The sequence below is a fragment of the Halapricum desulfuricans genome (assembly GCF_017094465.1).
GTDB lineage: Archaea > Halobacteriota > Halobacteria > Halobacteriales > Haloarculaceae > Halapricum.
On the sequence record NZ_CP064791.1, the window covers coordinates 2,231,748 to 2,248,291 of the forward strand.

Below are 16,544 nucleotides of genomic sequence, written 5' to 3' on the forward strand. Positions count from 1 at the left end.
CGAGGAGTGCCACCGCCGACAACATCAAGACCGCCGGACTGTCACACTCGAATATGAATCCCGAGCAGTTGCGGGCGGACATCCCGGCGCTGGACCGTGCCGTCTATCTCAACACCGGCGCGTCCAGTCCGAGCCCGCGTCGCGTCGTCGAGGCGATGACAGCGTTCGCGGAGTACTTCGAGTACGAGGTCCCGGCCGGCGATGGGGTCTACGAGGTCGGCTGGGAGACCTACGAGGCCGCGCGCGAGACGATCGCGAACTTCCTCGGTGTCGATCCCGAAGGGATCGCACTCACCAAAAGCACGGCCGACGGGATGAACCTGCTCGCCGCGGCGATGGACTTCCAGCCCGGCGACGTCCTCGTGCGAACGGACCTGGAACACCCGGCCGGGATACTGCCGTGGAACCGGCTGGCGGATCTCGACGACATCGAGGTCCGCGTGCTCGAAACCGAGAACGGCCGGGTCGATCTCGATTCGGTCGCGGCTGCCGCCGAGGACGCGCGGCTGTTCGCGCTCAGTTCGCTCACCTGGACCCACGGGACGCGCCTGCCGATCGGCGAGATCAGCGACATCGCACACGACGCCGGCGCGCAGGTCCTCGTCGATGCCGTCCAGTCACCCGGCCAGTATCCCGTCGATCTCACGCAGTGGGGCGCGGACTTCGTCGTCGGAGCGGGACACAAGTGGCTACTCGGCCCGTGGGGCAGCGGCTTCACCTACGTCGATAGCGACGCGATCGACACGCTGGAACCGCGCCGGATCGGCTACCGATCCGTCGAGGAGCCGTCTGATCGCGACTACACCTACCACGAGGGGGCGTCCCGCTTCGAGGTCGGCACCGCCTCGCCGCTGCCACACGTCGGGCTCGCCGAAGCGATGGACCTCCTCGAGGAGATCGGGATGGACACCGTCGAATCCAGGATCGAACGGCTGACCGATCGGCTCAAAGACGGAATCGACGACGAGCGGCTGCTCAGCCCCCGGGAGTACGAGTCCGGCCTGGTGACGTTCCGCGTCGACGACCCCGAATCGACCGTCGAGCGGCTCCGCGAGCGGGACGTAATCGTCCGGTCGCTTCCGTATCCGAAGGCGGTTCGGGCGTCGGTCCACGCGTTCAACACGGCCGAGGACGTGGACGCATTGCTGGACGGACTGTAGCCTCGGGGACGGAGAACACTCCTGGTTACTCGTCACCGACCGGTCGACGACGAAGCTCGTCGATCCGGGCGCGGAGCTGGTCGAGTTCCGACTCCAGTTCCTCGCGGCGGTCGATCAGCCCGCTCAGCTCCTCGGTGTTGACCGAGTGGTCCTGTTCCAGTGACGCCTCCAGGGAGTCGTTAGTCGCCTGCACGAGATAGATCGCGACCTGCAGCACTTCCTGGGGGGACTCGGTGGCCTCCAGCAGCGGCAGTTCCCCGGACTGCATCGCATACCGGATCAGCGGGACCTCCTCCTCGGCGTGGTAGGTCGTCGTCGTCGAGAGCCCGGTCACGGGGTTGTACCGGTCGTGAGACTGCTCGGTGCGGACGACGTTGAAGGGTTCCTCAAGGGACGGATAGGTGTCGGCGAGCTCCCGGAGTGTATCGGCAGCAGTCACGTCCAGCTGGGCTTCGACATCGCCGAAGAACTGCTTGGAGCCGGTGAGACTCAGCGCGACCGCGAAGAACACGCCGGGACTGTTCTCGGCGAGCGCCCGGATTCGCTCCCGTGCCTGCTCGCGTTCGCCCTCAAGGACGAGCCGTTCGAGTTCGTCCAGCAGCGCGTGTGTCCCGGATTCCCGTTCGAGAAACTCCGTCACGAGCGCTCCGGGGAGTTCCGTCTCGTCAGCGTCGTCCCGGCTGTCCATATCTATCCGTTCGATTACCGGGCCTAAACCTTTGGTGCATCGCTCTGCCCGCGTTCGCGGTACCGAGGCAGCGCTGCGTCTGGCACAACCCTCTTGACCGACCGGCCTGGATGGCCCAGTATGTCCGAGTGTCCCTACTGTGGCGGGCCGATCGCGGAGGACGATCGTTACTGTCCGCGCTGTGGCGAGCGCCAGACCGACCGCGGCGACCGCGAGGGGTTCCTCGATCCGGCCGTCGTCCAGTACCTCGACGGGATTCGCAACGGCGCGCGCACCTTCGACCCGGACTCGCCGTACCACGATCGCTTCGAGCGGGAAGTGGCCGCTGCCATCGGCGATTTCGCGCACCTGCTGGGCGCGGGCGTCGATCTCCACGACGTACTGACAGTCGATCAGTCGGCGCCGATCGAGTCGCCGGTCGATCCAGTCGAAGCCGACCCTGCGACCCGACAGCTGCTTGGACTGGCCGTGCTGCTCGGGCTCGCCACGGAATCGTTCTCCGGCGTCGACAGCGACGAGCTGCTCGCGAGCTACCACGAATTGCAGGACCGGGATTGACAGAAACGTGCGCCGGGAGCGCGAGACTGCACGCCCGAACCACGGCGTACTTCCGGCCCCGATCCACAGGGCACCCATGCCACCACGAAACACTGACGGGCGAGATCACAGAGACGAAGCGATCCTCGCACTCGCGGACGGCGATCATCGACAGGCGGGCGACGCCTACACGCACGCGGCGTACGGTGAACTCGCAGGGCTGGAGAATCACCGTCGCGAAGCACTCGATCCCGACGCGCAGGGATGGGCCGGCGATGCCCTGTCGGCGCTGTGTCTGGCCGGCGTCTGCTATCGAATCGCGGGACGGGATCGGCGAGCCGAAAACCGAGCTACGCAGGGCCGGACGATTGCGACCGACCAGCGGGAATTCGTCCTTGCGGACCCGATCGATCAAGCCGAGGCGACGGCGTTCATCGGGGACTTTTACGTGCTCGCTGGCGACCAAGAACAGGCGGCGGCCGCCTACGATGGGGCCGCCAAGCGATACGCCGACGCTGCTCCGACGGATCCCGCCGGCGCGACCACGCGCCCCCTGCTCCAGGCGGGAACGGACCTGCTCTTGCAACTCTCGCGGCCGGACGATGTTTCCTGGGACGACATTCACGGCACCGGGAGCGACGCGCTCCATCGGCGCGTTCGCTTCCGTCGGACTCGCCTGCCGGAACTGTTCGACGACCGACTCGAAGCGAGTCGTCTGCACCCGCCGCGCGGTTCGACCGAATACAACGCCGACTTTCGGTGCCCCGACTGCGGGGCGACCGATGTCAACTACATCGCCGACGCGGTGCTCTGTCTCCGGTGTGCGAGTGTGATCGAACAACGCTGACGGAAAAAGGCATCGCGCGAACGAGACCGTCCTACGGCCGGTGGCTCGGTCCGAGTACGCTCGGCGTCTCGAAGATTCCGAGCGTCTCGACCTCGACGCGGGTCGCGTGGTTCGTCCCACCGGTTTCGCAGTTCTCGCCGGTAAACAGGTTACAGGGGTCGACGACGTTGCGCAGGTCGACCGTCGCCGGCCCGTCGCCGAAGTTAATCACGACGACGACCGACTGCTCGTCGGTCTCGCGACCGAACACGAGCACGTCATCCGGATCGATGTTGCTGTGTGGTGCCTGGGCGAGGTCGGCTGCCGGCTTGAGGACGTCCAGTTCGTGGTAGAGATCAAAGAGATCCTGATAGAACTGAAGATGCTCTTCTGGATACTCATCCCAGTTCATAAACGCCCGCTTGTAGGGGTCGTTTTTGATGTCGTCGTCCGATCGATCGTCATCGTCGCCGAAGGCGCTCTCGCGTGGCATCCCGTATTCGCCGATGAGTCGCTCCTGCCCGTAGAGGACGAAGGGGACGCCCGGCAGCGTCACGGCGGCGGCCATCGCTGCCCGCTGGGCCTTGGCGACGTTCTCGCGCCGTCCCTCGGCTTTGGCCTCGTAATAGAGCCGGCGTTCGTCGTGGTTCTCTGTCGTGTTGAGAAGGCGCGTGAACGTCGGGAAGCCGTCGATGAACCGCTGTTCGATCGCCCGGACGATATCCGAAGCGGGCCGATCGCCGCGCGCGACGGCGTGAGCGGCGTCCATGAACCCGGTCGTGTCGAAGTGGGCGTCGAACTCCGATTCGGCGAAGGACGGCATCCGCGGAATCGTCTCGTCGAGCAGCATGAACTCGCTGTCCATCGCCCGGACGCGCCGGCGCAGTTCCTTCCAGAAAGAGTGGGGGACGCCCCATGCGATGTCACACCGGAACGCGTCGACCTTCGGGGCCCAGAACTCCGCAGCGGCCATGATATGTTCTCGCAGCGCCACGTTGCCGTAGTTGAGATTGGGTTGCAGGCGCGTCCCGAAAAAGTACGTCGCCGCGGGCGGCGCGTCGGTATCGGTCCCGCCGGATTGGCGGTCGAACCAGTCGAAGTACTTCGAATCCTCGTCCCACTCCTCGACGTGTGGCAGGACGTACTTGTCCCCGATGTCCTCGCCCAGTTTGGCGATCGTATCCTGGAAGCGAGGGTTCGTCCAGCCGGCGTGGTTAATCACCAGGTCGAAACAGACCCGGATGTCGTGATCGTGGCAGATCTCCACGAACCGCTCGTACTCTTCGAGCGTCCCCAGATCCTCGGCGACGTCGAAGTAGTCTTCTGTGGAGTAGGCGTGGGGGCCGCCCGGCGCGCGGTCGATCTGAGCGGACCAGGCGGGCACGATCGGCGTCAGCCAGACCACGTCGATGCCCAGCTCGTCGAGGTAGGGGACTTTCTCGACGAGGAACTCGAAGTCGGTACCGGCGGGTTCGGCCGCGAACGAACGCGTGAAGATCTCGTAGACGACGGCGTCGTCGAGCCACTCCGGCGGCCGGTTGGGCAACTCGACGGTTCCGGCCTCGGGATCGAGCAGGACCTCGTCGACGTTGCCTACGACCTGCCCGTCGTAGGGAGCCCCGAACAGTCGCGTCACCCCATCCAGTGCGTCGGCCGGAATACGGACCTGCTGGCCGACGACCCCGTCCGACTCCGAAGGCGGCGTCGGCGACTCAGTGATCGGCGACTCGATCGTCACGTCCGACAGCGAGAGCCCCGACCCGGCTTCAGGGAGCCACTCGACGGTGAGGTCCTCGCGGAACGCGTTGCTCGTCGGGGACAGTTCCGCGTCGGCCAGCAGGACGAACTCCTCGTTCTCGGCGTCGTACCGACCGTCGAGTTCGAGCCGGGGTGGCCCACCGGCGTCCTCCGGCGCTTCCGGAAAGACGCGGACGGTCTGGCGGTGCGTGCCGTCCGGAGCAGCCAGTTCGAAGACATACGTTCCGGGCACGTCCGGCTGAAACTCGGCAGTGTGGTGATCGCCGTGGTCGTACCGTTCGGCGTCGTCGTAGGGCGTCAGCGCGAACTCCACGACCGCGTCGCTGTCCTCGGGCTGGTCGGACAGCGACCACGAGAACGCCTCGGGATCGTAGGGATCCGGGTCGCGTTCGGGCGTGCCGTCGATCGTCGGTGCGAGGTTGTCCCGATCGAGACCGTGGTGGCCGTCGACGAAGATCGGGTCGACGATCGTCTCGTCGGCGTGCATGAACCGGGGTGGACCGGGGTGGTGTCCCGCGGCAGCGTCTCGGTCAGTCATTGTTTAGTGCCTATCGAGCGCGAGAAATAACCTTTCTGGTCCGTCGAACAGCACCGATCCGGTGACGAAAGGGGACGTAGCTGATGCGATCACAGACGGAAGGGGTGCGATCACAGATGGAAGGGTTCCAGTACGCGCGACGATCCCCGTGCTGTCCTCGAACTGCTGGGATTCAGGCCGTTTCGGCTGTATTTTTCGAAAACATATATTCTCTCGTGGTGAGTTAACATACCATGTGATGGATGGGGAGCTTTCGACGGGAATCATGGCACTGGATCGGCGTCTCGACGGTGGGCTGTATCCGGGAGATGTCCTCGTGGTCGTCGCACCGCCGGCCGCACAGAGCCATACGCTGCTCTATCAACTCATGAGCGAGCGGCCCACACTGTACGTGTCGACGCTGCGACCGGAAGAATCAGTCCAGCGGGACTTCGACAAGCACGGCGGTCTCAACGTCACCTACCGAATCGAGACGACGGGGAGCAAGCTCACGATGGAGGGCGAACTGATCCACGAACTGACCGGGAGCCGGACGTACACCGGCAACTCAGCTGTCAAAGACGATCCGCTCGACGATCTGTACGACCTCGTCGAGACGATCGACGGGTCGATCAACGTGATCGTCGATCCGATGAACCCGCTCGAGCGCGGTGACTCGCGCGATGCGTACAACGAGACGCTCTCGTTTCTGGGCGCGAAGCTGGCGGACACGGATAGTCTAGGCGTGCTACTCTGTCACACGAGCGATTCTCCGCCCCCGTTCCGCGATCTGACACTCATCGTCGCGGACGTCGTCTGGGAACTCGACATCGTCTCGGTCTCGAAAGACGACGTCGAGTATCAGCTTCGGGTGCCGAAAAACCGAGGTGGGAAAGTCATCACGGAGAACCTGTCGCTCGACATCCGGAACCGCACCGTGACGATCGACGACAGTCGAACGATCTGATGGCCCACTCCGCGGATCGGTGCCTCCCTACTCGCGTTCGCCCGCACCGACAGCGCTCTCGCCGACGGGATCGTGGCCCTCGATGACCGCCTGGCCGCCCAGGTACGGCCGGAGCGGTTCGGGCACCATCACGGTGCCGTCGTCGTTCTGGTAGTACTCCAGAATCGCGACCATCACACGCGGGAGCGCGAGGCCCGAGCCGTTCAGCGTGTGGACGTACTCGGCGGACTCGTGGCGCTCGGGCCGGTACTGGATTCCCGCACGCCGGGCCTGGAAGTCCTCGAAGTTCGACACCGAAGAGACTTCCAGCCACCGCCCGCCTTCCTCTGGACCGTCGTCCATGTCGTCACCGGGCGCCCATACCTCGATGTCGTATTTCTTGGCCTGTGTGAAGCCCATGTCACCGGTACACATCTCGAGGACCCGATAGGGGAGATCCAGCCGCTTGAGGACTTCCTCCGCTTCCTCCAAGAGGCCCTCCAGGCGGTCGTAGCTGTCCTCCGGCCGGACGAAGTTGACCATCTCGACCTTGTTGAACTGGTGGACCCGGACCATCCCGCGAGTCTCGGTGCCGTGTTCGCCGGCCTCCCGCCGGAAGTTGGGCGTGTAGGCCTGGTACTTCAGGGGGAGGTCATCGTCCAGCAGGATCTCGTCGCGATGCATGTTCGTCACGGGGACCTCCGCAGTGGGACAGAGCCAGAGATCGTCGTCGTCGTACGGTTCGTCGTTGTCCCCGCCCAGTCGGTAGGCGTCCTCGACGAACTTGGGGAACTGACCCGTGCCTTCCATGGACTTCGATCGGACGGGAACCGGCGGGAAGACCTCCCGGTAGCCCTGCTCGCGGTGGATCTCGCGCATAAACTGGATGAGCGCGTGCTCCAGTCGGGCGCCCTCGCCCTTCAGGAAGTAGAAGCCGCCGCCGGAAACCTTCGCGGCGCGGTCGAAATCCAGGATGTCGAGGTCCTCGCCGACGTCGTAGTGCGGGATCACGTCCGCGGGTAGATCCCGCAGGTCCTCGAATCTCCGGCGGTAGCGCTCGACGTTGTCGCTCTCGTCGTCGCCGACTGGAGCGTCTTCGTGGGGGATCTGTGGAATCTCCAGGAGCGCGTCTTCGAGTTTCGCTTCCAGTTCGTCGGCGCGTTCCTCGACGTCCTGAAGCTGTTCTTTGAGTTCCTGCGAACGCTCGATTGCCTCCTGGGCTTGCTCCTCTTTGCCGTCCTGTTTCAGCTCGCCGATCTCGCTGGAGACCTCGTTGCGCTGGTGTCGCAGGTCGTCGCCTTCGGCCTTGAGTTGTCGCCACTGTTCGTCGATCTCCAGAACCCGATCGAGATCGACCCCCTCGACACCCTTCGTTTCGATGGCGTCCCGGACTTCCTCGGGGTTCTCGCGGAGATACTGCCGTGGAATCATTGCGTGGTGATTCTGCGCGACGGGTGAAAATCGTAGCGATACCGTGCCCCGGCGTGTCACACTGACACACGTGTGGGCTCACACTGGGGAGCAGCCGGCGCTCACAGCCACAGCAGCTGCGCGTGCCGCGTCCCGTCAAGGTCCATGACGTTGGCCTCGTCGACGAACCCCTCTTCGACGGCCAGCCCGACGGCCGTCTCGCCGACGAGGTTCGCCGTCGAACAGCGGGCGAGACTCGCGGCGACGGTGTCCGGATCGGCCGGTTCGCCGTCGTAGAACTCCTCGGAGACCGTCAACGACACGTCTTCGCCCTCGAAGGTCTCCCCGAGGATGTCGGGATCACAGACCGCGACCAGCGTCCCTTCCTGGGTGTCGCGTTCGGACAGCAGGAGTTGGCGTTCGGCAGCCATCCGTTACTCCATGAGCCGCTCTTGCTGTTCGGCCTGCAGCTGTTCGGCCTCCTCGGCGACCTCTTCGGCGCGGTCGTGCTCGCCGGTCTCCTCCAGGGCTCGCGCCTTCTCCTGGAGCACCTCAGCGTTGCGGAACCCGAGGCGGGTGGCGTTGTCGAAGGCGTCCAGCGCCTCCTCGGCGAGGCCACGCTCGAGCAGGAAAAAGCCCCTGTTGTACCAGGCCTGGCCGGAGCGCTCGTCGATCTCGACGGCCCGTTCGGCGTGTTCCAGGGCCTGCTCGGTCCGGCCGGCTTCCCAGTAGGCGTACGCGAGGTTCGTCTCGGCGGGCGCGGCGTGGACGGAGTCGTCGTCGATCCGCAGCGCTTCCTTGTAGGCACCGATGGCCTGATCGTACTCCTCCATCTCCGCGTGGGCGACACCCTTGTTCACCCACGCCTCCTGTTCGACCAGGTCGTCCTCGGCGTACTGTGCGGCCCGCTCGAAGGTATCGACCGCCTGTTCGTTGCGGTTGATCCCCATGTAGCTGAGGCCGACGTCGAGCAGTTGCTCGGCATCGACGTCGTCAGCGCCGACGTTGTGCTCGTCGAGCAGGTCCGCCAGGGCCCGGCTGTCGACCGGATCGATCTGATCGGGGTCGACTTCGAGCTCGGGCGGATCGAGGTCGAACCCCTCGTAGGGCTCGTCGAACCCCTGCCCCTCCGAGAAGTCGTGATCGCGGCGTTCCTCGTCAGTCATAGCGATAGATTGGCGAGCCGGAGGGTTAAGGGCTACGTCACGGCGAGAGCGACTCCGATCGATCGTCGGAGGTGGCCACGTCGATCGGATCGTCGATATCGCCCATGATCGTCTCCAGCAGATCGGTCACGGTCACCATCCCGACGACCTCGCCGTCCTCGATGACGAGCGCGAGCTCCTGGTTTTCGGCCTGGAACTGATCGATCGCGTCGCTGACGTCGGTGTCCGGTGAGACCGTCATCGTCGGAGCAGCCACGTCGGCGAAGTCGAGGTCGCCATCGGTCAGTTCCTCCCGGTGTCGAGAGAGGATCGGCGAGTAGACGATGCCCCGGAAATCCGTCAGTTCGTCGCCGATCAACGGATAGCGCGTGTGCGGGTGCTCTTCCATACGCCGGAAGTTCTCCTCGGTCCCGACCGCCGTCGAGAGTGCGACGATCTCCTCCGCCGGGAGCATCACGTCCCTGACTGGCTGTTCGCCGATCTGGAGGGCGTTCATCACCTCGTCACGTCGCTCCTCCGAGATATCCCCCTCGTCGAGGACGGAGCCGAGCTTGTTCCGGAGGTCGGCGCGGGACTCGATGACGTCCTGTTCGGTTTCGAGCCACGCGCCCGTCATCTCGATGCCGAACAGCTTCAGCGTCGCCTTCGCGATCCAGTCGCCGAACGTGATGATCGGGGAGATCGCGTAGTGGAACCAGTATAGCGGCGGCGCGCCGTACCGGCAGACGAACCGGGACCGCTCGACTCCGAGGTACGTCGGCGTCTGTTCGCCGTGAGTCAGGTGGACCAGGTTGATGATGAGGAAGGCGATGATCGCGCCCGAACCGACCGACGCCAGCACCGTGTTCTCGAACAGCGGTTCGAAGAGTGCCGCCAGTGCGGGTTCGGCGACGATACCCACCGCGATGCTCGAGGCAGTGATGCCGACCTGACAGGTCGTGAGATACAGTTCCAGGTTCTGTGTCATCTCCCACGCCCGTTTCAGTGCGGGGTGACCGTCACCGATGAACTCCGATCTGTCGAACTGGCGGGCCCGGGTCAGCGCGAACTCGATCGCGACGAAAAACCCGTTCGTCAGGATCAAGAACACACCCGCGGCTAGGCGGATCGTCAGTTCAAGTGAATTCATCCATCGGATGCTGTCGTTCTCGACTGAAATATGTGGTGATACGATTACATTCGTCGTACGGCCGAGGAGCAAGAAGAGCCAGAAGCCACGAGACGGATCCAGGACCGGATCGGTTTTTTTATCGACGCAGGGAAAGAGAGATCCATGAGCAAGCGACTGTTCGTCAGCGTCGATCTCGACGGGCTGGCCGAGGACGTGTCGGCCGTCCAGGAGCTGTTCGAAGGAGCTAGTGGGCTGAACTTCGTCGATCCCCGGCAGGCTCATCTCACGCTGAAGTTCCTCGGCGACACCGACGAGGACCAGATTCCGGAACTGATCGATGAACTCGACGCCGCAGTCGACGCCGCCGGGGTCGATCCGTTCACGGCGCGTTTCGGCAGTCTGGGCGTCTTTCCCAGTCTGGAGTACATTAGCGTCGTCTGGCTCGGAGTTCGAACGGGCAGTGACCAGCTAACCGCCCTGCACGAAGCCATCGAGGACCGGACCGTCGAGATGGGGTTCGACCCGGAAGATCACGACTTTACACCGCACGTCACGCTCGCGCGGATGAACCACGCCGGTGACAAGGAACTCGTCCAGGAAACCGTCCGGGAGCGCGATCCCGACGTCGGTACGCTCGCCGTCGACGAAATCCGACTCACCGAGAGTGTACTTACCGACGACGGGCCCCGGTACTCGACCGTCGAATCGTTCGAAATGTAACAGATACGGTACAACGATAGTATCCTCGGAGTCCGGTAGAGAGACGTTAGGTCGACCGAACGTCTTAGGCCGACCAAAGTAGTAATATTACTGATAAGTCTTAAGTGCGGCCGGCCCATACGAGTGCGTGATGGATCTCTGGTTCAATCTGACGCTGGTGTTCGTCGCGGGGTTCATCACCGCGCTGGCGACCGGGCTGGGCGCGATCCCGTTCTTTCTGGTCGAGGAGATCGGCGACCGCTGGAACGTCGGGCTGTGGGGATTCGCTTCCGGGATTATGCTCGCCGCGTCGTTGTTCGGACTGATCTTCGAGGGGCTGGAAAACGGCGGCAGTCAGCCGGTCCCAAAGCTCGTCGCGGGGCTGCTGACGGGTGTCGTGCTCGTCGTCGTGAGTCACCGACTCCTCAACGACAGTGATATCGACCCACAGGAGTACGAAGAAGCCGATTTCAAGAAGCTCGTGCTCATCCTCGGCATCCTGACCGTGCACAGCTTTCCGGAAGGGGTCGCCGTGGGCGTGTCATTTGCGGAACTGGGCTTCGAGGGCGTTGACGGGTTTACCATCGCTGGACAGGTCGTACCGCTGCTCGCGGTGTTCATGACGATCGCCATCTCGATTCACAACATCCCGGAGGGGATCGCCATCTCGATCCCGCTGCGGGCGATGGGCGTCAGCGAGTGGCGGATGGTCGGCTGGGCAATCTTCTCCAGTCTCCCCCAGCCGATCGGTGCCGTCATCGCCTTCTCGTTCGTCCGGGTCGCCCAGGAGTTCCTGCCCTTCGGCTTTGGCTTTGCCGCCGGGGCGATGATCTATCTCGTGCTCACGGAGTTCATCCCCGAAGCGCTCGATCAGGGCGCCGATCTGGCCGGCGGCGGACGTCGCGAGCTGACCGCGGGAATCGCCGCCGGGGTCGCGCTGATGGTCCCGCTGGCGTTCATCTAGATCGGGAGCGTACTCGAAACGACCTTCAGTGTAAGCTGGACCGTGAGCCGCTCGTCGTTGGCCGATGGATCGCTCTCGTAGTTCGAGTTATCGAGGACGAGATACCCCGTCCCGTCGACGTTCAACGGTTCGCGACCCTTGTTCTCGGTCGAGGCCTCGTGCAGTTCGTCGGGCGAGCCCCGGAGCATCACCGTCCGCTTGCTGAGCGAGTCGACACCGCTCGGCCGGTCGTCAGGTGTCTCCTCGTCCTCGTCGATGTACATCTTGTACGCTTCGAGGGCGCTATCACTCCCGAAGACGTACACCGAAAACGGCCTGTCGTCCCGTGCGATGTATTCGATCTCGTCACCGTCCGACGGCAGTTCGAAGATACGACCGTCTTCCGGAGGTACCGGGACCATTTCGTCTTTCGTGAGTATTACCTCGCCACCGATACAGCCGGCGGTTCCGACGACTGCCCCGGTCGCCGCCCCTGTCAGGAATCTACGACGCCGCATTGGATGAGTATCGCTCCGTCCGGTAAATATATCCACGCCCGCAGTTCTCAGCCGTGATAGTAGCCAGCAGTCTCGGCTCGTCGTGCTTCGAACCGATGGGCTCGTGAGTCACTGTGCGCACATTCGTTCGCACCTCGCCTGCTCACGGGTCGCTGCCGCTCCCCGTTCGTGCAGTTCGCGGACTCCCGTCGGTCGTCCGCGCGCCGCTCGCTCATATGGAAACGCTCGCCACTCACGGGTCGCTGCCGCTCCCCGTTCGTGCAGTTCGCGGACTCCCGTCGGTCGTCCGCGCGCCGCTCGCGGATCCCGGCTCACGGGTCACGTTCGTTCCCCGTTCGCTCACATGGAGACGCTCGTTACACTCGCGGATCCCGTTCGCGGGTCGTTTCTCCCCGCTCACGTGTTCGAGGCCCTCACACAGTTCAGGCCTCGCCTGCTCACGGGTCACGTCCGTTCCCCGCTCGCACATTTGGATCCGCTCGCTGACGCTCGCGGATCCCGTTCGACGGCTTTAAGTTTCGCATCGGCTTCTGATCGTACGAGACAGGCATCCGCCTGTTTCACTGACCCGTAGAAGCCATCTGGCGCACTACGGAGGTGAACAATGGCAGATCAGGAAATAGAGAACGCAGTCTCGCGCGCACTCGAGGAAGCACCTGACCGGAATTTCCGGGAGACGGTGGACCTCGCGATTAACTTGCGCGATCTTGACCTCAACGATCCATCGAACCGTGTAGACGAAGGTGTCGTCCTGCCGGAGGGGACCGGCCAGGAGACGACGATCGTCGTCTTTGCCGAGGGCGAAACGGCCATCCGGGCCGAAGACGTCGCGGACGACGTCCTCGACGGCGACGACCTCGAAGACCTGGGCGACGACGACGGCCAGGCCAAAGATCTCGCCGAGGACACCGATTTCTTCATCGCGGAAGCGTCCATGATGCAGGACATCGGTCGATACCTCGGGACGGTCCTCGGGCCGCGCGGGAAGATGCCCGAACCGCTCCAGCCGGACGACGACGTCGTCGAGACCGTCAACCGAATGAAAAATACGGTCCAGCTTCGCAGCGGCGAGCGGCGGACCTTCCACACCCGCGTGGGTGCCGAGGACATGTCCGCCGAGGAGATCGCCGACAACATCGACGTCATCCTGCGCCGACTTCACGCCAACCTCGAGAAGGGGCCGCTGAACGTGGATTCGGTGTTCGTGAAGACGACGATGGGGCCGTCCGTGGAGGTGGCCTAACATGAGCGCCGAGTCCCAGCGTAAGACCGAGCACATCCCCGAATGGAAACGCGAGGAGATCGACGACCTCGTCGCCACGATCGAGTCCTACGACAGCGTCGGAATCGTCGATATGACCGGTATCCCGAGCCAGCAGCTCCAGGACATGCGCCGTAACCTCTACGGTACGGCCGAGCTGCGCGTCAGCCGCAACACGCTACTGGCCCGCGCCCTGGAGGAAGTCGACGACGGCTTCGGACAACTGACCGACTACATCTCGGGCCACGTCGGGCTCATTGGCACGAACGACAACCCCTTCGGGCTGTACAAGCAACTGGAAGCCTCCAAAACGTCCGCCCCGATCAACGCGGGCGAGGTCGCGCCCAACGACATCGTCATCCCCGAGGGTGACACGGGCGTCGATCCGGGACCGTTCGTCGGTGAGCTCCAGGCGATCGGTGCGAACGCACGCATCCAGGAGGGCTCGATCCAGGTCATGGAGGACAGCAAGGTCCTCGATGCCGGCGGAGAAGTCTCCGCGGACATGGCCAACGTCCTCTCGGAGCTGGGCATCGAGCCCAAGGAAGTCGGGCTGGACCTGCGCGCCGTCTACGCGGAGGGCGTACTCTTCGAGCCCGAGGATCTCGAACTCGATTCCGAGGAGTACCGCTCGGACATCGAGACGGCCGCCGCGCGCGCTCGGAACCTGGCACTCAACACCTCGTTCCCGACCGCTCAGACCCTGCCGGCACAGCTCGGCAAGGCCAGCGGCGAGGCCAAGAACCTCGCGATCCACGCGTCCATCGAGAACGAGGACGTCATGCCGGACCTCCTCAGCAAGGCCGACGGTCAGGTCCGGGCACTTGCCGCCCAGATCGAGGACCAGGAGGCGCTTCCCGAGGAACTGCGTGACCTCGAACAGCCGGACACTGAATCGAGCGACGAACAGACAGCAGACGACTCCGAGGACGCCGACGACGAAGCCACTGACGCCGACGAGGCGGCAGACGAAGACGCTGGCGAGTCGGAAGACGACGACGGTGACGCCGGCGCGGCGCTCGGAGACATGTTCTAATAGGTGACAACAATGGAATACGTATACGCAGCACTCATCCTGAACGAATCGGGCGAAGAGATCAACGAAGACAACCTCACGGACGTCCTCGACGCCGCGGGCGTCGATGTCGAGGAGTCCCGCGTCAAGGCACTCATCGCCGCCCTCGAAGATGTCGACATCGACGAGGCCGTCGAAGAGGCCGCCGCCGTCCCCGCGACGGGCGGCGCCACGACGACTGAAGCAGCCGAGCCCGCCGACGACGGCGACGAGGAGGCCGCCGACGAAGACGAGGCCGCCGACGAGGAAGACGACGGCGACGACGAGGACGACGAGGCCAGCGGCGAGGGCCTCGGCGAACTCTTCGGATAACCGCGATTACCACATCGTTTCTTTCGAGCGCGATCGGATAGCGGCGCGATTGGCATCACACTCCTCGAATTTCTCCAGCAGTCGCTCGTAGAACCCATCGCCGTCTTCGGCCAGTTTCTCGACGATCAACTCCGGTGTCGAACGGGCGAGTTTCCCCGTTCACTGGCGAGCGGTTGACAATCATTTCCCAGTCTCCCAGCCCGATGACCGATTCCTGGCGATAAATAACAGTATTTCGTATAACGTTCTGGATTGGCTTAAGATTGCTGTGCGATCACCGCATTTTGGGAAGCGATCGTCCGGTTATATCTACGGACATTCAACCTATGCAGTGCATGGACGCAGCCAGATATTACGGACAGGAAGACATCCGCGTCGAAGACGTCGAACCGGACGCAGTCGGACCAGAGGAAGTTCGGGTCGACGTCGAGGCCTGCGGGATCTGTGGTTCGGATCTCCACGAGTACACCGCCGGTCCGATCTTCGTCCCCGGGGACGCACCGCACCCCGTCTCGGGCGCACAGGCACCGCTCACGATGGGGCACGAGTTCAGTGGCGTCATCTCGGAGGTCGGCTCGGACGTCACCGACCGCTCGGAGGGCGAGGCCGTCGCGGTTAACCCGATCATCTACTGTGGGGAGTGCCCCCGCTGTGAGGCTGGAGAGTACCACCGGTGTGAATCGCTCGGGTTCGTCGGCCTGGCGTCGAACGGCGGGTTCGCCGAGAACGTCGTTGTCGACGCCGAGCAGGCCGTCCCGCTCGGGGATATGCCAGTCGAACACGGGGCGCTCGTCGAACCGCTGGCGGTCGCGCTGCACGCCGCGCGTGTCGCCGACGTTTCGCCCGGGGACTCGGTCGCCGTGTTCGGAAGCGGTCCGATCGGCCTCTGTGTGATCCAGGCCTTGCGTGTGGCCGGTGCCGGCCCGATCATCGTCTCTGAGCCGCGCGACCAGCGACGCGAGCGTGCCGAAGCGTGCGGTGCGGACGTGCTGATCGACCCGGCCGAGGAGGCTGCACTTGAAGCGATTCGCGCAGAGACCGGCGAAGGTGTGGACATCGCGTTTGACGTCGCCGGCGTCGAGGCGACGTACAACCAGGCGATCGACAGCACGCGCCCCGGCGGACGCGTCGCGGAAGTCAGCATCTTCGAGGAGAGCGTCGAGACCCAGCCGAACGACCTAGTTATTCCGGAGCGCGAACTCGTCGGCTCGATCGCCTATCAGGGCGGCCCCCGATCGGCCGAGGAGTTCGGAATGGTCATCGATATGCTCGAAGACGGTCGGTTCGACCCCGATCCGCTAATCACCGACCGGATCGAACTCGACGATATCTCCGAGAAGGGCTTCGAGCGTCTCATCGATCCCGATAGCGATCAGGTGAAGATTCTCGTAAAGCCCTAGTCGGGTCACCGACCATCGATAATCGATTTGACCCGCTGTGGCATTCACGGTTCGAACTTCTCCAGCAGTCGCTCGTAGAATCCGTCGCCGTTCGCGCGGTACTTAATCCCATAATTATATAATCTTACAAAATACTGTATATCTACAGTATGAAAATGAGAGAAGGACTAAAAGACAGGATGCTCAGGACCGATCACCAGGGATGGGACCGCCAGTG

The 16,544-nt window shown here is 64.0% G+C and carries 18 protein-coding genes and 1 pseudogene; 10 read left to right on the plus strand and 9 right to left on the minus strand.

The features are described 5' to 3' along the window. Positions 1 to 53 precede the first annotated feature (53 nt). The gene (locus tag HSEST_RS11370) at positions 54 to 1,160 is read left to right on the plus strand and encodes an aminotransferase class V-fold PLP-dependent enzyme (protein ID WP_229121045.1); all 1,107 of its coding nucleotides are present in this window, start codon (positions 54 to 56) and stop codon (positions 1,158 to 1,160) included. Between the two features lie 25 nt (positions 1,161 to 1,185). Here HSEST_RS11370 and HSEST_RS11375 read toward each other — a convergent pair whose 3' ends face one another. Further along, positions 1,186 to 1,848, minus strand: coding sequence for a hypothetical protein (locus HSEST_RS11375; protein WP_229121046.1), 663 nt, complete (start codon positions 1,846 to 1,848; stop codon positions 1,186 to 1,188). Between the two features lie 120 nt (positions 1,849 to 1,968). Between HSEST_RS11375 and HSEST_RS11380 the strand changes: the two genes are divergently transcribed. Both HSEST_RS11380 and HSEST_RS11385 read left to right on the plus strand, forming a co-directional pair. Then, on the plus strand, positions 1,969 to 2,406 hold the full coding sequence (locus HSEST_RS11380; protein ID WP_229121047.1) for a zinc ribbon domain-containing protein: 438 nt from the start codon (positions 1,969 to 1,971) through the stop codon (positions 2,404 to 2,406). A 76-nt stretch (positions 2,407 to 2,482) separates the two neighbouring features. Next, positions 2,483 to 3,232: a hypothetical protein gene (locus HSEST_RS11385; protein ID WP_229121048.1), complete on the plus strand. Its 750-nt coding sequence runs from the start codon at positions 2,483 to 2,485 to the stop codon at positions 3,230 to 3,232. Between the two features lie 31 nt (positions 3,233 to 3,263). Here the strand turns inward: HSEST_RS11385 and HSEST_RS11390 are convergent, their stop codons facing one another. Next, positions 3,264 to 5,507 carry an alpha-amylase family glycosyl hydrolase gene (locus HSEST_RS11390; protein ID WP_229121049.1) on the minus strand — a complete coding sequence of 748 codons (2,244 nt, stop codon included), beginning with the start codon at positions 5,505 to 5,507 and terminating at the stop codon, positions 3,264 to 3,266. A 238-nt stretch (positions 5,508 to 5,745) separates the two neighbouring features. On the opposite strand from HSEST_RS11390, the gene HSEST_RS11395 reads away from it, so the two are divergent. After that, positions 5,746 to 6,453 (plus strand): RAD55 family ATPase, encoded by a 708-nt coding sequence (locus HSEST_RS11395; protein ID WP_229121050.1) that lies wholly within the window; start codon positions 5,746 to 5,748, stop codon positions 6,451 to 6,453. A gap of 27 nt (positions 6,454 to 6,480) precedes the next feature. On the opposite strand, the gene serS is transcribed toward HSEST_RS11395, so the two are convergent. The 4 genes from serS to HSEST_RS11415 form a co-directional block, all read right to left on the minus strand. Then, positions 6,481 to 7,863, minus strand: a complete 1,383-nt coding sequence (gene serS, locus HSEST_RS11400) for a serine--tRNA ligase (RefSeq protein ID WP_229121051.1) — start codon at positions 7,861 to 7,863, stop codon at positions 6,481 to 6,483. 101 nt (positions 7,864 to 7,964) lie between these two features. After that, the gene (locus tag HSEST_RS11405; protein WP_229121052.1) at positions 7,965 to 8,273 is read right to left on the minus strand and encodes a DUF424 domain-containing protein; all 309 of its coding nucleotides are present in this window, start codon (positions 8,271 to 8,273) and stop codon (positions 7,965 to 7,967) included. Between the two features lie 3 nt (positions 8,274 to 8,276). Continuing rightward, positions 8,277 to 9,008 carry a tetratricopeptide repeat protein gene (locus tag HSEST_RS11410; RefSeq protein WP_229121053.1) on the minus strand — a complete coding sequence of 244 codons (732 nt, stop codon included), beginning with the start codon at positions 9,006 to 9,008 and terminating at the stop codon, positions 8,277 to 8,279. A gap of 37 nt (positions 9,009 to 9,045) precedes the next feature. Continuing rightward, on the minus strand, positions 9,046 to 10,137 hold the full coding sequence (locus tag HSEST_RS11415) for a hemolysin family protein (protein WP_229121054.1): 1,092 nt from the start codon (positions 10,135 to 10,137) through the stop codon (positions 9,046 to 9,048). 144 nt (positions 10,138 to 10,281) lie between these two features. Between HSEST_RS11415 and thpR the strand changes: the two genes are divergently transcribed. Both thpR and HSEST_RS11425 read left to right on the plus strand, forming a co-directional pair. After that, positions 10,282 to 10,839 carry an RNA 2',3'-cyclic phosphodiesterase gene (thpR, locus tag HSEST_RS11420; protein WP_229121055.1) on the plus strand — a complete coding sequence of 186 codons (558 nt, stop codon included), beginning with the start codon at positions 10,282 to 10,284 and terminating at the stop codon, positions 10,837 to 10,839. A 130-nt stretch (positions 10,840 to 10,969) separates the two neighbouring features. Beyond that, complete coding sequence (locus HSEST_RS11425) at positions 10,970 to 11,782, plus strand: ZIP family metal transporter (protein WP_229121056.1); 813 nt, start codon at positions 10,970 to 10,972, stop codon at positions 11,780 to 11,782. Here the strand turns inward: HSEST_RS11425 and HSEST_RS11430 are convergent. Together HSEST_RS11430 and HSEST_RS11435 are read right to left on the minus strand one after the other, a co-directional pair. Further along, positions 11,779 to 12,279, minus strand: coding sequence for a twin-arginine translocation signal domain-containing protein (locus tag HSEST_RS11430; protein ID WP_229121057.1), 501 nt, complete (start codon positions 12,277 to 12,279; stop codon positions 11,779 to 11,781). The genes HSEST_RS11425 and HSEST_RS11430 overlap by 4 nt on opposite strands. 232 nt (positions 12,280 to 12,511) lie before the next feature. Continuing rightward, positions 12,512 to 12,748, minus strand: a complete 237-nt coding sequence (locus HSEST_RS11435; protein WP_229121058.1) for a hypothetical protein — start codon at positions 12,746 to 12,748, stop codon at positions 12,512 to 12,514. 135 nt (positions 12,749 to 12,883) lie between these two features. Between HSEST_RS11435 and HSEST_RS11440 the strand changes: the two genes are divergently transcribed. From HSEST_RS11440 to rpl12p, 3 genes are read left to right on the plus strand one after another with little or no spacing between them, the layout of a single operon-like run. Beyond that, positions 12,884 to 13,522 carry a 50S ribosomal protein L1 gene (locus tag HSEST_RS11440; protein WP_229121059.1) on the plus strand — a complete coding sequence of 213 codons (639 nt, stop codon included), beginning with the start codon at positions 12,884 to 12,886 and terminating at the stop codon, positions 13,520 to 13,522. 1 nt (position 13,523) lies between these two features. Further along, positions 13,524 to 14,576 carry a 50S ribosomal protein L10 gene (locus tag HSEST_RS11445; protein ID WP_229121060.1) on the plus strand — a complete coding sequence of 351 codons (1,053 nt, stop codon included), beginning with the start codon at positions 13,524 to 13,526 and terminating at the stop codon, positions 14,574 to 14,576. A 12-nt stretch (positions 14,577 to 14,588) separates the two neighbouring features. After that, on the plus strand, positions 14,589 to 14,927 hold the full coding sequence (rpl12p, locus tag HSEST_RS11450; RefSeq protein ID WP_229121061.1) for a 50S ribosomal protein P1: 339 nt from the start codon (positions 14,589 to 14,591) through the stop codon (positions 14,925 to 14,927). 6 nt (positions 14,928 to 14,933) lie between these two features. Here rpl12p and HSEST_RS14680 read toward each other — a convergent pair. Beyond that, positions 14,934 to 15,129, minus strand: a pseudogene (locus HSEST_RS14680) (hypothetical protein); the annotation flags it as partial. 133 nt (positions 15,130 to 15,262) lie between these two features. On the opposite strand from HSEST_RS14680, the gene HSEST_RS11455 reads away from it, so the two are divergent. After that, the gene (locus HSEST_RS11455) at positions 15,263 to 16,327 is read left to right on the plus strand and encodes a 2,3-butanediol dehydrogenase (RefSeq protein WP_229121062.1); all 1,065 of its coding nucleotides are present in this window, start codon (positions 15,263 to 15,265) and stop codon (positions 16,325 to 16,327) included. Positions 16,328 to 16,544 lie beyond the last annotated feature (217 nt).